At 58.8% G+C, this 12,081-nt stretch carries 16 protein-coding genes; 7 read left to right on the forward strand and 9 right to left on the reverse strand.

Features of this window, described 5'->3' with window-relative positions; translation table 11 throughout:
• Positions 1–74: 74 nt before the first annotated feature.
• The 7 genes from K3754_RS02995 to K3754_RS03025 form a co-directional block, all read right to left on the reverse strand.
• Positions 75–698: a trimeric intracellular cation channel family protein gene (locus K3754_RS02995; RefSeq protein WP_203209101.1), complete on the reverse strand. Its 624-nt coding sequence runs from the start codon at positions 696–698 to the stop codon at positions 75–77.
• Positions 695–1,147, reverse strand: coding sequence for a ribonuclease HI (gene rnhA / locus K3754_RS03000; protein WP_203209100.1), 453 nt, complete (start codon positions 1,145–1,147; stop codon positions 695–697). Before rnhA ends, K3754_RS02995 begins: the two co-directional genes overlap by 4 nt.
• Entirely contained in the window at positions 1,140–1,727 is a 588-nt protein-coding gene (locus K3754_RS03005) for a bifunctional 2-polyprenyl-6-hydroxyphenol methylase/3-demethylubiquinol 3-O-methyltransferase UbiG (RefSeq protein ID WP_259940869.1), read from the reverse strand. The genes rnhA and K3754_RS03005 overlap by 8 nt, the downstream gene beginning before the upstream one ends.
• Positions 1,724–2,176: a DUF3429 domain-containing protein gene (locus tag K3754_RS03010; RefSeq protein WP_259940871.1), complete on the reverse strand. Its 453-nt coding sequence runs from the start codon at positions 2,174–2,176 to the stop codon at positions 1,724–1,726. Before K3754_RS03010 ends, K3754_RS03005 begins: the two co-directional genes overlap by 4 nt.
• 1 nt (position 2,177) lies before the next feature.
• Positions 2,178–2,792, reverse strand: coding sequence for a LysE family translocator (locus K3754_RS03015; RefSeq protein WP_259940873.1), 615 nt, complete (start codon positions 2,790–2,792; stop codon positions 2,178–2,180).
• 63 nt (positions 2,793–2,855) lie between these two features.
• Entirely contained in the window at positions 2,856–3,806 is a 951-nt protein-coding gene (gene ispH / locus K3754_RS03020; protein ID WP_259940875.1) for a 4-hydroxy-3-methylbut-2-enyl diphosphate reductase, read from the reverse strand.
• 78 nt (positions 3,807–3,884) lie between these two features.
• Entirely contained in the window at positions 3,885–4,364 is a 480-nt protein-coding gene (locus tag K3754_RS03025) for a MarR family winged helix-turn-helix transcriptional regulator (protein WP_203209095.1), read from the reverse strand.
• Between the two features lie 95 nt (positions 4,365–4,459).
• On the opposite strand from K3754_RS03025, the gene K3754_RS03030 reads away from it, so the two are divergent.
• A complete protein-coding gene (locus K3754_RS03030) occupies positions 4,460–5,344 on the forward strand; it encodes a DMT family transporter (protein ID WP_259940877.1) in 885 nt (294 codons plus the stop codon).
• Here K3754_RS03030 and K3754_RS03035 read toward each other — a convergent pair.
• Together K3754_RS03035 and K3754_RS03040 are read right to left on the reverse strand one after the other, a co-directional pair.
• Positions 5,341–6,060 (reverse strand): LuxR family transcriptional regulator, encoded by a 720-nt coding sequence (locus tag K3754_RS03035; RefSeq protein ID WP_259940879.1) that lies wholly within the window; start codon positions 6,058–6,060, stop codon positions 5,341–5,343. The genes K3754_RS03030 and K3754_RS03035 overlap by 4 nt on opposite strands.
• Positions 6,061–6,239: 179 nt before the next feature.
• The gene (locus K3754_RS03040; protein ID WP_203209092.1) at positions 6,240–6,794 is read right to left on the reverse strand and encodes an NYN domain-containing protein; all 555 of its coding nucleotides are present in this window, start codon (positions 6,792–6,794) and stop codon (positions 6,240–6,242) included.
• Between the two features lie 127 nt (positions 6,795–6,921).
• On the opposite strand from K3754_RS03040, the gene folK reads away from it, so the two are divergent.
• From folK to K3754_RS03070, 6 genes are all read left to right on the forward strand, one after another.
• The gene (folK, locus tag K3754_RS03045) at positions 6,922–7,533 is read left to right on the forward strand and encodes a 2-amino-4-hydroxy-6-hydroxymethyldihydropteridine diphosphokinase (protein WP_203209091.1); all 612 of its coding nucleotides are present in this window, start codon (positions 6,922–6,924) and stop codon (positions 7,531–7,533) included.
• Between the two features lie 72 nt (positions 7,534–7,605).
• Positions 7,606–7,959 (forward strand): DNA-directed RNA polymerase subunit omega, encoded by a 354-nt coding sequence (gene rpoZ / locus K3754_RS03050; RefSeq protein WP_025043502.1) that lies wholly within the window; start codon positions 7,606–7,608, stop codon positions 7,957–7,959.
• Positions 7,960–7,996: 37 nt separating this feature from the next.
• A complete protein-coding gene (locus tag K3754_RS03055; protein WP_259940889.1) occupies positions 7,997–10,147 on the forward strand; it encodes a bifunctional (p)ppGpp synthetase/guanosine-3',5'-bis(diphosphate) 3'-pyrophosphohydrolase in 2,151 nt (716 codons plus the stop codon).
• Positions 10,148–10,182: 35 nt separating this feature from the next.
• Positions 10,183–10,839, forward strand: a complete 657-nt coding sequence (locus tag K3754_RS03060) for a DUF2062 domain-containing protein (protein WP_025046934.1) — start codon at positions 10,183–10,185, stop codon at positions 10,837–10,839.
• Between the two features lie 34 nt (positions 10,840–10,873).
• Positions 10,874–11,629, forward strand: a complete 756-nt coding sequence (locus tag K3754_RS03065; protein WP_203209089.1) for a pyridoxine 5'-phosphate synthase — start codon at positions 10,874–10,876, stop codon at positions 11,627–11,629.
• A gap of 2 nt (positions 11,630–11,631) precedes the next feature.
• Positions 11,632–12,072: a hypothetical protein gene (locus K3754_RS03070; protein WP_259940893.1), complete on the forward strand. Its 441-nt coding sequence runs from the start codon at positions 11,632–11,634 to the stop codon at positions 12,070–12,072.
• Positions 12,073–12,081: the final 9 nt, after the last annotated feature.

Raw genomic sequence — 12,081 nt, forward strand, 5'->3', positions numbered from 1 at the left:
TGCAGGTGGCCTTGCGCGGCAAGGCCATGCCTCCGGCGGGAGTATTTTGGGCCAAAAAGCGCAGCGGGTCGCGATCAGACCTTGGGCGGTGTGCTCTTGTAGACCGGCAGATGCCAACCCAGCGCCAGTGATCCTGCCCGCAAGATCCAGCTGATCAACGCGCAAGCAGACAGTGAAAACAGCGGATCGAGGCCGAAGTGACGGCCTGTCGCGGCGGCGGCGGCACCGGCAAAGGCGGCGGTTGCATAGAGCTCCCCCTGTTTGAGGATCAGTGGAACCTGCCCGACCACAACATCCCGCATCAGCCCGCCCATACATCCGGTGATCATGCCCATCAGGATCACGATCACCGCAGATTGGTCCTGACCGATGGCAACAGCTGCACCCGCGGCAACGGCGATGGCGAGAGCGAAGCTATCAAGCCAGATCAGAGTGCGATAACGGCTTTCGAGCAGGTGGGCGGAAAAGAACACCGCCAGTGCGGCAGCCCCTGCCACGGCCAGATAGGCGGGGTTGTCGATCCAGAAGATTGGATTGCGGTCCAGCAGCAGGTCGCGGATGGTGCCGCCGCCAAGGGCGGTCAGGCTGGCGATGAAGGCAAATCCGACAAGATCAAGCTGGGCGCGGCTTGCAACCAACGCGCCGGTGATCGCGAAGATTAGGACAGATCCATAATCCAGGAGGTCGATCAGGCTCACGGTTTGAACGGCTTCATGCCGTCACGGGCCAGTTGATCGGCGCGTTCGTTTTCGGGGTGGCCTGCGTGGCCTTTGACCCATTCCCATGTCACTTTGTGGCGGGCGTTGGCGGCGTCCAGCCGCTGCCAAAGCTCCGCGTTTTTCACCGGCTTTTTCGCGGCGTTCTTCCAGCCGTTTTTCTTCCAGCCGTGGATCCAGCCAGTGATCCCGTTCTTGACGTAGTTGCTGTCAGTGACGATGGTGATCTCTGTCGCCCGGTCCAGTGCCTCTAGCGCGCTGATCGCCGCCATCAGTTCCATGCGGTTGTTGGTGGTTGCTGCCTCGCCGCCCTTGAGTTCACGTTCCTTGACGACGGTATCCCCGTCCTTTGCCTGCATCAATGCGCCCCAGCCACCGGGACCGGGGTTACCTGAGCAGGCGCCATCTGTGTATGCGTATAATTTAGCCATATGCGCGCAGGGCTATCCAATCGGCATAGGTGCCGTCCAGCCCTTTTCCGCGCCCTGAGGTGTGATCGGTGACAGAAAACCCTGCTGCCTCCAAAAGACCGGTGAGTTCTGCGTCGGTATAATAGGTGTAGAGCCTGCCAATGGCGTCACGTTTGCTGCCGGTGCCGGATTTCAGGGCAATGTGAAAGACGCCGCCGGGTTTCAGCGCGGTTTTTAGCGCGGCAAGGTGGCGGGGCATATCGGCACGGGGTGCGTGCAGAAGGCAGAAGTTAGCCCAGATGCCATCATAGAGATCCGTTCCGGAGATTTCGTCAAAGGTCGCGCAATAGGCCGTGACGCCGGGGTGCGCATCTGCCATTGCGACCATCTCGGGCACGGCATCTGTAGCGGTGACATCAAAGCCACCATCGGCCAGCGCCGCCGCGACATGCCCGGGCCCACAACCGAGGTCGAGGACCGTGCCACCTTTGGGCAAAGCCTTGGCAAAGTCCGCCAGATGCGGATCGTGATCGTCGCCGACAACGGCTGCATAATCGTCTGCCTTTTGGGCATAGACCTTGAGTGTTTCATCATCGCTCATGCCCATATCCCCACGGCAATACAGGCCAGCACAACGGATGACAGTTGCAGGCGCAAAGACATCCACCAACCGGGCGCAAGACCCCATTTTTGAAAGGCGTAGTCCAGAAACAACAGGCCCGCAAAGCCGCTGGCCAGGTTGATCAGCGCGGACATATAGCCCGTGCCGGGCATGAAGAACCACCAAAGCGCAGGCAGGACCGATAGTGCATAGGCCATGGCGGCCTGTGGCCCTTCAGCCTTGGTGGCAAATCCCCAAAGTACACCGGACATGAATGGCAGGATGATCCCGCCATAACGGATCATGATCAGCCGTCCATCCCCACCTAGGGATTGGGGCAGGATAGCCTCTAACCCACCCGAAAAACCCAGAACCAGCAAGGCGCCCCAGAGAAACGGCAAGAGCCCCGCAAGGCCAAGCAGAAATGCCGGGGCGGGGATGCGGTGCATGTCAGGCACGTTCAAGCGCGAGGCGACCCGCAAGCGCGGCAAAGATCGCAGCAAAGCTGCGGTTCAGCCCGCGCATCACCCGTTCAGAACCGAGAATCCATCTGCGGGCGGCGGCGGCGAAACATCCGTAAATCACAAAGACGGCAAAGGTCATGGCCATGAACACCAATCCCAACAGGGCCATTTCAGCCGTTGCCGTGACAGCGTTACCGGACAGGAAGGGCGGCAGCAGGGCCAGAAAGAAGATCGACAGCTTCGGGTTCAGGATATTGATCAGCGCCCCGCGCCGGGCAATGCGCAGGCCGCTGTCGCTCTTGTCCTCTGCCGTGACAGAAAGCGCACCTCCGGATTTCAGGATCTGCCATGCCAGATACAGCAGGTAGGCAACCCCGGCCCATTTGACGATGGAGAACAGCAAGGCGCTGGTGTGCAATACTGCGGCAAGGCCGAGTGTCGCGGCGGCGAGGTGCGGCACGATCCCGAAGGTGCAGCCAAGCGCAGCCCACAGCGCGGCGCGGCGGCCCTGACCAAGGCCAAGCGCCAGCGTGTAAATCACGCCTGTGCCGGGGGCCAGAACAACCACCAATGCGGTGAGCAAAAATTGAAAGGTGATCATCAGGTGCCTCCAGCCGTTTCAGCCAAACCTATGCAAGGTGGGCGGGGGCGTAAAGGCCAATGCTCAGGCCGGTTGGCGCAACACACGCGGCACTTTGAACTCTACGTTTTCCTGTGCGGTTTCCACCAGCTCGCGGGTGACAGCGTACCGCTCGCAAAAGGCGTCGATGACTTCGTTGATCAGAACCTCGGGCGCAGAGGCGCCAGCGGTGATGCCGATCGAAGAGATACCTTCAAGACTGCGCCAGTCGATATCGGCGGCGCGTTGCACCAGTTGCGAATAGGAACAGCCCGCGCGGGTGCCGACTTCGACCAGCCGTTTGGAGTTTGATGAATTGGGCGCGCCGACAACCAGCATGGCGTCGCATTTTGGGGCCATTGCCTTGACCGCCTCCTGCCGGTTGGTGGTGGCATAACAGATGTCCTCTTTGTGCGGGCCAATGATGGCTGGAAACCGGGATTTGAGCGCCGCGACAATCTCGGCTGTGTCATCGACGCTAAGGGTGGTCTGGGTGACATAGGCCAGTTTGGATGCATCGTGAACTGTTACCTCTGCCACGTCTTGCGGGGTTTCCACCAACAGAACGTCGCCCTCGGGCAATTGCCCCATGGTGCCAACGGTCTCTGGGTGGCCCGCGTGGCCGATCATGATCATTTGCAGGCCGGCATCGGCGTGGCGCTGGGCCTCGATATGCACCTTGCTGACCAGAGGGCAGGTGGCATCAACATAGATCATATTCCGGGCCTGCGCCGCGTTAGGCACTGATTTTGGTACGCCGTGGGCGGAAAAGATCACGGGCCGGTCGTCGGGACAGTCGGTCAATTCCTCGACAAACACCGCGCCCTTTTCCCGCAGGCCATCGACGACAAATTTGTTGTGCACGATCTCGTGGCGGACATAGACGGGGGCGCCCCATTTTTCCAAGGCCATTTCGACAATCTTGATCGCGCGGTCCACACCCGCACAAAAGCCGCGCGGCGCTGCAAGGTATAGGGTGAGGGGCGGTTTTGTCATGGCGGGCTCCTGCTCTTGGATGTCAGATAGGGGTTCGCGCGGGCCGGGTCCAGTCTGGCGGTGCTGGAAACGGAAGTGTTACAGGCCGTTGAGAAACACCTTGAGCAATGCGTTGAGCTGCTTTTGCTGATCCGGCCCAAGATGCGAGACCAGCCGTGCTTGGGTTGCCACGTGATCCGTGACGGCGGCATTGATGATTTGTTTGCCTTTGTCTGTCAGGGCAACCATCACACCGCGTTTGTCGTCCGGGTTGCGGATGCGGCGCACCAGCCCGTCTTTTTCAAGCAGATCAATGCGGTGGGTCATGGTGCCAGATGTGACCATCATCGTGGCGAGCAGTTGATTGGGCGAAAGGGCATGCGGCGGGCCGGAGCGCAGCAAGGTGGCCAAAACATCAAAACCCGCGCTGGTCAGGCCATGCGCGTCAAAGGTTTTGCCCATTTCCTGGCTCAAGTGGTGCGACAGCCGTGAGATCCGCCCGATCAACGCCATCGGGTCGGTGTTCAGGTCTGGCCGCTGCTTGGCCCATTGGGCTTTGATCTTGTCAATGTCGTCCATCCGCGCAGAAAACATCGGTTATGTCTTGACGTCAAGATTTTCTCTATTATCTCCACATCAAGATTCTTTATACCAAGATAATGGAGATCCAAACCATGACCCGTACAACAGACCTTTTGCTGACTGCCCTGGCGCCTGCGATTTGGGGCAGCAGCTATATTGTCACAACGCAGTTTCTGCCGAACCTTGATCCGCTGACGATCTCTCTTCTCAGAGCCTTGCCTGCGGGGCTGTTGCTGTTGCTGATCGTGCGGCAGCTTCCCAGGGGAATCTGGGTGTTGCGTATGCTGGTTCTGGGGGCGTTGAACTTCGCTATTTTCTGGAGCTTGCTGTTCTACGCCGCATACCGCTTGCCGGGCGGTGTGGCTGCGGTCATGGGGGCGTTGCAGCCCCTTATCGTGGTATTTGCTGCACGTGGGCTGCTGGGTACAGCGATCCGGCCTCTGTCATTGCTGGCCATCGGGGCGGGCGTGCTTGGGGTGGCCTTGTTGATTTTGACCCCCGAGGCAAAGTTGGACGGTCTGGGCCTTCTTGCGGGGATCATGGGCTCTGCCTCTATGGCGCTGGGCACGGTCTTGAGCCGCAAATGGCAACCGCCGGTGCCAGCCCTGACGTTTACGGCGTGGCAATTGACGGCAGGAGGACTGCTCTTGCTGCCGTTCGCGCCTTTTGCCAGCACGGATTGGGCGACGCTGACCCCAAGCAATATGATCGGGCTTGGGTATCTCGGTCTGATCGGTGCGGCCCTGACCTATGTGATCTGGTTGCGCGGGATCGCGCGGTTGCAGCCTGACGCGGTGTCGGTTCTGGGTCTGCTGAGCCCGATCAGTGCAACGGTTCTGGGGTGGCTTTTTGTGTCGGAGACACTCACCCCGGCTCAAGGGCTTGGCATGGTCATCGTGCTGGGCAGTGTGATTGCCGGACAATATGCTTTGCGTCGTCCCGAACGTCCAAGCGCCAGCGGCAGGGTGGCGGCCTAACCTCGATGGCCTGTGGCCGCCGCGTGCAGCAATGCGGCGGCCTGTGCGCGATTGTGAACACCAAGTTTGCGGTAGGCGGCCTTGGCATAGTCCGAAACCGTATGAACCGAAATGTCACAAATCTCGGCGGCTTCCTGTCTGCTGCATCCGCGGGCAAGGAGCAGAACAATCTCACGCTCGCGAGGGCTGAGGTCATCAAAGGCCTTGGGCAGGGGGGTAGATGAGTCGGCGGCGAGATCTTCAAATCGGCGATGGATCAGGTGACAGAACAACCGCAATTCGTCCGCACGGGGCAGGATATTGGCATCAAAGCCCTTGCTGTCCTGGTCATTTCCAACAATGAAACCACCAAACCGGTCGAATCCCTTGAGGCGCACAGGAATGCCGAGGCCCGCATTGAGCCCCGCCTTGGCTGCGCGTTCGACAAAGGCCCGTTCGGTCTCGCTCACATAGGGGTGGCTGTCGATATAGGCGGCACCAAGGGTGAGGATATCGTAGCTGGTGCAGGAATGGCGTAGAAACGGATCACGTTCCGGGGGGTAATTGTCATAAAGGCCGGGGATCGTGCTGCGCATGAAAGGCGCGTCAAACTCGGCTCCGACGGTGAGGTAGACCGCATGACTAAGGCCAGCTTTGGCGAAGGTTTCGACAACGCCAAGCCACAATGCTTCTGTACACTGGATCTGCTCCAGCCTGGTCGCTTGGTCAACAAGCATCCTGTTTAATATCTCCCTCCCCCGTTTCGGGGGATCGCGTGAGGGTTGTAAATATGTATAGTCTTAATGGGGCGTCGCAAAGCAATGCGCGGCGATTACTTCCCGAACAATTTCAGCACGCAAACGCGCCAGAAGCATTTATCCGCCTCTGGCGCGTTTTTTCAATAACTTAGTTGAGATTAGTCTTCGGCGTCGCCCATTGGTTCCCGAGGGGGGCGGCCGATGACATCTTTGAGGTCTTCCAGTTCGATAAAATTGTCGGCTTGGCGGCGCAGATCATCTGAGATCATCGGCGGCTGGCTGCGGATGGTCGAAACAACCGACACGCGCACGCCCTGACGTTGAAGGCTCTCGACCAGCGGGCGGAAATCACCATCGCCAGAGAAGATCACGATGTGGTCTACATGGGGTGCAAGCTCCATCGCATTGACGGCCAGTTCGATGTCCATGTTGCCCTTGACCCGGCGGCGGCCCATGCTGTCGGTGTATTCCTTGGCCGGCTTGGTCACCATGGTGAAGCCGTTGTAGTTCAGCCAATCGACCAATGGGCGGATCGGGGAATATTCGTCATTCTCCAGCAGCGCGGTATAATAAAAGGCACGCAGCATTTTGCCGCGGCGGACAAACTCCTGTCGCAGCAATTTATAGTCGATATCGAAGCCAAGGGTCTTGGCCGCTGCGTAGAGGTTTGAGCCGTCAATGAACAGCGCAAGACGCTCATCCTTGTAAAACATTTGATTTCCTTTCGGCGGTGCCGCCACTCATGCTGTTGATCCAATGTGCAGGTAGCTTATGAGAACAGTACGTGACCGAAGTATTCTCGCCCGATTGGCCGGGGCGCATTCCTAAGGATTTTTGACCATGCTGCAAGACCGAGAAGACAAAGAAAACGGCGGGAATCAGCTTAATTCAGATCAATTGGTCCTAATTGCACTTGGGGGTAACCTGACGTCATCGGTGGGAACGCCGGTCGAAACCACGCTGGCAGCGTTTGAAGCCCTGAAAAAACGCGGGGCAGTGATTCGAAAAACAAGTTCATTATATCACACTCCGGCCTTTCCCGCAGGGGCTGGACCTGACTATATCAATGCAACCGCCGAGATAGCTGTGCCTTGGGGCGCGGCCGAGACGCTGGCGGTGTTGCACGAGGTTGAGGCGCAGCTGGGCCGCGAGAGGGTGCAAAGGTGGGGTCAGCGCACCATGGATCTGGATATGATCGCCTATGGCAGCACCGTCCTGCCGGACCGGCAAACCCATGCCACATGGCGCGATATGCCGCTTGAGAAACAGGTGGGCAGTACGCCGGACCGATTGATCCTGCCGCATCCACGCATGCAGGATCGGGCGTTTGTCCTGGTGCCGCTGGCAGAGATCGCGCCGGACTGGGTGCATCCGATCCTCGGGATCAGCGTTGCGCAGATGCTTGACGCCCTGCCTGAGGAGGACAAATTAGAGGTCCGGCTCTGTCAATAGCGACTTGTATATCGTACAAAAGAGGCCTAGATAGCCTGCTTCTGAGATCCGATAGACTGAACGGAGTATTCCATGGCCCGCGTCACAGTAGAAGATTGTGTTGATAAAGTTCCAAACCGCTTTGAGCTGGTGATGCTTGCGGCGCATCGTGCGCGTGAAATCTCTGCCGGGTCCGCCGTGACAGTGGACCGCGACAACGACAAGAACCCCGTTGTCTCCCTGCGCGAGATTGCAGATGAAACCCAGTCTGCGGATGATCTGCGCGAGCGCCTGATCGAAAGCAACCAGAACCAGATCGAGGTTGATGAACCCGAAGAGGACGCAATGGCGCTTCTTATGGGGGCCGAGCAGGACAAGCCTGAAGAAGACAGCATGTCCGAAGAAATGTTGCTGCGCCAGTTGATGGCTGCACAGGGGCAGGGCTAAGGCCCGCGCGCCCAAGGGCGCTAAGAAGGCAGCAGGCATGGACACCGCCGAAATCACTGCCGATGATCTTGTAGCCCTTGTTCAGGGCTACAATCCAAGAACAAATGAAAAACTGATCCGCGCGGCCTTTGATTACGGGGCCAAGATGCATGACGGACAGTTCCGCCATTCGGGTGAGGCTTATTTCACCCATCCCGTTTCCGTTGCCGCGATCCTGACTGAACAGCAGTTGGATGATGCCACGATCATTACCGCGCTGTTGCATGACACCATCGAAGACACGCCTGCGTCTTATGCCGAGGTTGAGAAACTGTTTGGCAATGAGGTGGCAGAACTGGTCGATGGTGTGACCAAGCTGACCAATCTACAGCTGAACTCAACCCAGACCAAACAAGCCGAGAACTTTCGCAAGCTCTTTATGGCGATGTCAAAAGACCTGCGGGTGATTTTGGTCAAGCTGGCGGACCGTTTGCACAACATGCGCACGATCAAGTCGATGCGCCCTGAAAAGCAGCTGCAAAAGGCGCGTGAGACCATGGATATCTATGCGCCGCTTGCGGGCCGCATGGGCATGCAATGGATGCGCGAGGAGCTGGAGGATCTGGCGTTTCGTGTGCTGAACCCCGAGGGGCGTGCCAGCATCATCCGCCGCTTCATCACCTTGCAGCGTGAAACCGGCGATGTGATCCAGCGGATCACGGGTGACATGCGCCATGAGCTGGAACAGGCGGGCATCGAGGCCGATGTGTTTGGCCGCGCCAAAAAGCCCTATTCAATCTGGCGCAAGATGCAGGAAAAGGAGCTGAGCTTCAGCCGGCTGTCCGATATTTACGGCTTTCGGATCATCACGGATACCGAAGAGGATTGTTACCGGACGTTGGGCACCATCCATCGCCGCTGGTTCGCGGTGCCCGGTCGGTTCAAAGATTACATCAGCCAGCCCAAGACCAATGGTTATCGGTCCATTCATACAACCGTGTCAGGGCGCGATGGCAAGCGGGTCGAGGTGCAGATCCGCACCCGGCAGATGCATGATGTGGCCGAAACTGGCGTTGCGGCGCATTGGTCGTACCGCGATGGTGTCCGGTCGAAAAACCCCTTTGCGGTCGATCCGGCCCGCTGGATTGCACAGCTGACCGAACAGTTTGACGCAGAAGAGGATCACGAAGATTTCCTCGAAGCGGTCAAACTGGAAATGTATGCCGACCAGGTGTTCTGCTTTACGCCCAAGGGTGATGTCGTAAAACTGCCCCGCGGGGCCACGCCAATTGATTTTGCCTATGCAATCCACACGCGGATCGGAAATGCCTGCGTGGGCGCCAAGGTTGACGGCATGCGCGTGCCGCTTTGGACGCGGGTCAAGAACGGCCAGTCGATCGAGATCATCCGCGCTGAGGGCCAGACCCCGCAGGTGACATGGCTGGACATTGCGACCACGGGCAAAGCCAAATCTGCGATCCGCAGATCCCTACGCGAAGAAGACAGGGCACGGTTTGTGAAACTGGGCCGCGAACTGGCGCGATCTGCCTTTGCCCATGTCGGCAAAGAGGCGACGGACAAGGTCTTGCGAACCGCTGCGAAGAACATGCGGCTTGACGGGATGCAGGATTTGCTGGCGCAGCTTGGCAGCTCCGAGATCACCGGTCATGACGTGGTGCAGGCGGTCTATGCCGATCTGAGCCCGCGCAAGGGGGAACAGGTTGATACGGCACGCGCTGTCGTTGGCCTTGAGCCGGGGCAATCGTTTGACCGTGCGCCCTGTTGCCACCCGCTGCCGGGAGAGCGGATCATCGGCATTACGTTCCGCGGTCAGGGTGTTACGGTACATTCCATCGATTGTGACCGCCTGTCGGCCTATGAGGACCAGCCCGAACGCTGGATCGACCTGCGCTGGCACGAGGGCAACCATCCGGCGGTTTATGATGCGGTGATTGACCTGACGATAGGCAACGGAACCGGGGTTCTGGGGCGGATCTGCACCTTGATCGGTGAGGCCGGAGCCAATATCTCCGATCTTGAGTTTCAAGAACGCAAACCGGATTTTTACCGCCTTTTGATCTATGTGTCTCTGCGGGATGTTGCGCATCTGCACTCCCTGATGGTCACATTGGAAGCCGAGAGCGAAGTCGCTGCCATTTCGAGGTATCGGGATGTAAACGCGGTGCAGCATGCTGAGAAAGGCGCGTGACCGAGGTGCGCGTGTGACCACGAGGGAAGCCAGGTTTGATCTTTAAGCGCCGCGATCCAAAGCCGACATTGCGCGCGGTGGCCGAGTTTCTTTGGCCGCGCGGTGGCTGGACGCGGGCGTTTCATTACGTCAAACACCGGATGCGGCGCCTGCCCGACAGTCCCGAACGCATCGCGCGGGGGATCTGGGGCGGGGTCTTTACCTCGTTTACGCCGCTCTATGGGTTTCACTTCATCATTGCGGCGCTGATTGCACGGACCATGAAGGGCAATATCCTTGCCGCCTTGATGGGCACGTTTTTCGGCAATCCCCTGACCTATGTGCCGATTGGCATTGCCTCTCTCAAAACCGGCCACTGGATCTTGGGCACGCGGATGCACGAAGGTGAACATCGTTCCTTCGTGGGTAAGTTCGCCGATGCGGGCGCGGATCTGTGGGTGAATTTCCGTGCGATCTTTACCCACGAAGAAACCGATTGGACCGGCATTCTGGTTTTCGCGGATGAGGTTTTTTATCCCTATATGATTGGTGGCATCCTGCCCGGCATCATTTGCGCGACGATCAGCTATTACCTGATGGTGCCGCTCTTGCGGGCCTACCAAAAACGCCGCCGCGGTCTGATCAAAGCGAAATTCGAAGCTTTGAAACAAAAAGCGGCACATAAGGCTGACGCCAAGCGCAAAGCGGACTAGGTTCCCTTTAACTGACTGATTCAAAGGGGGCGGTATGGCATCGCAGGAAAAGCTTAGGCTGGGTGTGAACATCGATCACGTGGCGACAGTACGCAATGCGCGGGGCGGGGCATATCCTGATCCGTTGCGGGCGGCCAAGATTGCGGAAAAAGCTGGTGCGGACGGGATCACCGCGCATCTGCGCGAAGACCGCCGTCACATCTCGGATGCCGATATCGAGGGGCTGATGGATGTGCTGTCGGTGCCTTTGAATTTTGAAATGGCCGCCACGGACGAAATGCAGAAGATCGCCCTGCGCCACAAGCCGCATGCGGTTTGCATTGTTCCGGAAAAGCGGGAAGAGCGCACCACCGAGGGTGGTTTGGAGGTGGCCCGCGAGGAAAACAAGCTGGCCCATTTCATCGCGCCTTTGCGCGAGGCCGGCAGCCGTGTGTCTATTTTTATCGCCGCCGATCAACGCCAGATCGAGGCGGCGAACCGCATTGGTGCGGAAGTGATCGAACTTCACACCGGTGCCTATTGTGACGCCTTTTCCGAAGGCCGCTGGCCCGAAGCGCAGGCGGAGCTCAAAAAGCTTGAAGAGATGTCGACCTTTGCCCATTCATTGGGCTTGGAGGTACATGCGGGGCATGGTTTGACCTATGACACCGTATCGCCAGTCGCGGCCTTCCCCGAAGTGAGGGAGCTGAATATCGGGCATTTCCTGATTGGTGAGGCGATCTTCCTCGGGCTGGAGCCTGCGATTGCCGAGATGCGCCGCCTGATGGATGACGCGCGCGATCCGGTGTGAGGATGAAGGGACTTTTGCTCTCTGCCGCGATCTGCGTTGCGGGCTTGCCCGTAGCGGCAGAAGGCTGGGGCAATCTTGATGTGCTGCTGTTTTCGCATTTGACCCGCAGCGGCAGAGCAGAGACGTCCTATTGGTTGCCCAATTCCATTGATCCCGCACAGGCCACGGCGGCCTTTGGTGTGGTCTATGAACATATCGCGGGGTCCGCAGGAAACACGACCATCGCGGTTGGCCTGTTCCTGCGTCCATCTGGCGGCCAGTGGGGGTTTGCAGGGCCAGTGGCCGATCTCTTTGGTCACAACCCGAGGGATGTAGTCTTCGAGGGTGGCTTTGCGATGATGACAACAACGATGCCGGGGCCGAATGATCCGCGCTGCTGCCCGACTGTGCCAACCCGTTGGCGGATCGATCTTGCCCGGTTGCAAGCCTGGCAGGCGCGATAGGAGTCGCAG

Source organism: Sulfitobacter sp. M368 (assembly GCF_025141875.1).
GTDB lineage: Bacteria > Pseudomonadota > Alphaproteobacteria > Rhodobacterales > Rhodobacteraceae > Sulfitobacter > Sulfitobacter mediterraneus_A.

Excerpts from the sequence above, each read along its gene's own strand:
- K3754_RS03010 (WP_259940871.1), bottom strand. The coding sequence starts at position 2,176 with ATGCACCGCATCCCCGCCCCGGCATTTCTGCTTGGCCTTGCGGGGCTC.
- K3754_RS03055 (WP_259940889.1), top strand. The coding sequence starts at position 7,997 with ATGGACACCGCCGAAATCACTGCCGATGATCTTGTAGCCCTTGTTCAG.
- ispH (WP_259940875.1), bottom strand. The coding sequence starts at position 3,806 with ATGACAAAACCGCCCCTCACCCTATACCTTGCAGCGCCGCGCGGCTTT.
- K3754_RS03040 (WP_203209092.1), bottom strand. The coding sequence starts at position 6,794 with ATGTTTTACAAGGATGAGCGTCTTGCGCTGTTCATTGACGGCTCAAAC.
- rnhA (WP_203209100.1), bottom strand. The coding sequence starts at position 1,147 with ATGGCTAAATTATACGCATACACAGATGGCGCCTGCTCAGGTAACCCC.
- folK (WP_203209091.1), top strand. The coding sequence starts at position 6,922 with ATGCTGCAAGACCGAGAAGACAAAGAAAACGGCGGGAATCAGCTTAAT.
- K3754_RS03070 (WP_259940893.1), top strand. The coding sequence starts at position 11,632 with ATGAAGGGACTTTTGCTCTCTGCCGCGATCTGCGTTGCGGGCTTGCCC.
- rpoZ (WP_025043502.1), top strand. The coding sequence starts at position 7,606 with ATGGCCCGCGTCACAGTAGAAGATTGTGTTGATAAAGTTCCAAACCGC.
- K3754_RS03005 (WP_259940869.1), bottom strand. The coding sequence starts at position 1,727 with ATGAGCGATGATGAAACACTCAAGGTCTATGCCCAAAAGGCAGACGAT.
- K3754_RS03015 (WP_259940873.1), bottom strand. The coding sequence starts at position 2,792 with ATGATCACCTTTCAATTTTTGCTCACCGCATTGGTGGTTGTTCTGGCC.
- K3754_RS03035 (WP_259940879.1), bottom strand. The coding sequence starts at position 6,060 with ATGCTTGTTGACCAAGCGACCAGGCTGGAGCAGATCCAGTGTACAGAA.
- K3754_RS03025 (WP_203209095.1), bottom strand. The coding sequence starts at position 4,364 with ATGGACGACATTGACAAGATCAAAGCCCAATGGGCCAAGCAGCGGCCA.
- K3754_RS03030 (WP_259940877.1), top strand. The coding sequence starts at position 4,460 with ATGACCCGTACAACAGACCTTTTGCTGACTGCCCTGGCGCCTGCGATT.
- K3754_RS03065 (WP_203209089.1), top strand. The coding sequence starts at position 10,874 with ATGGCATCGCAGGAAAAGCTTAGGCTGGGTGTGAACATCGATCACGTG.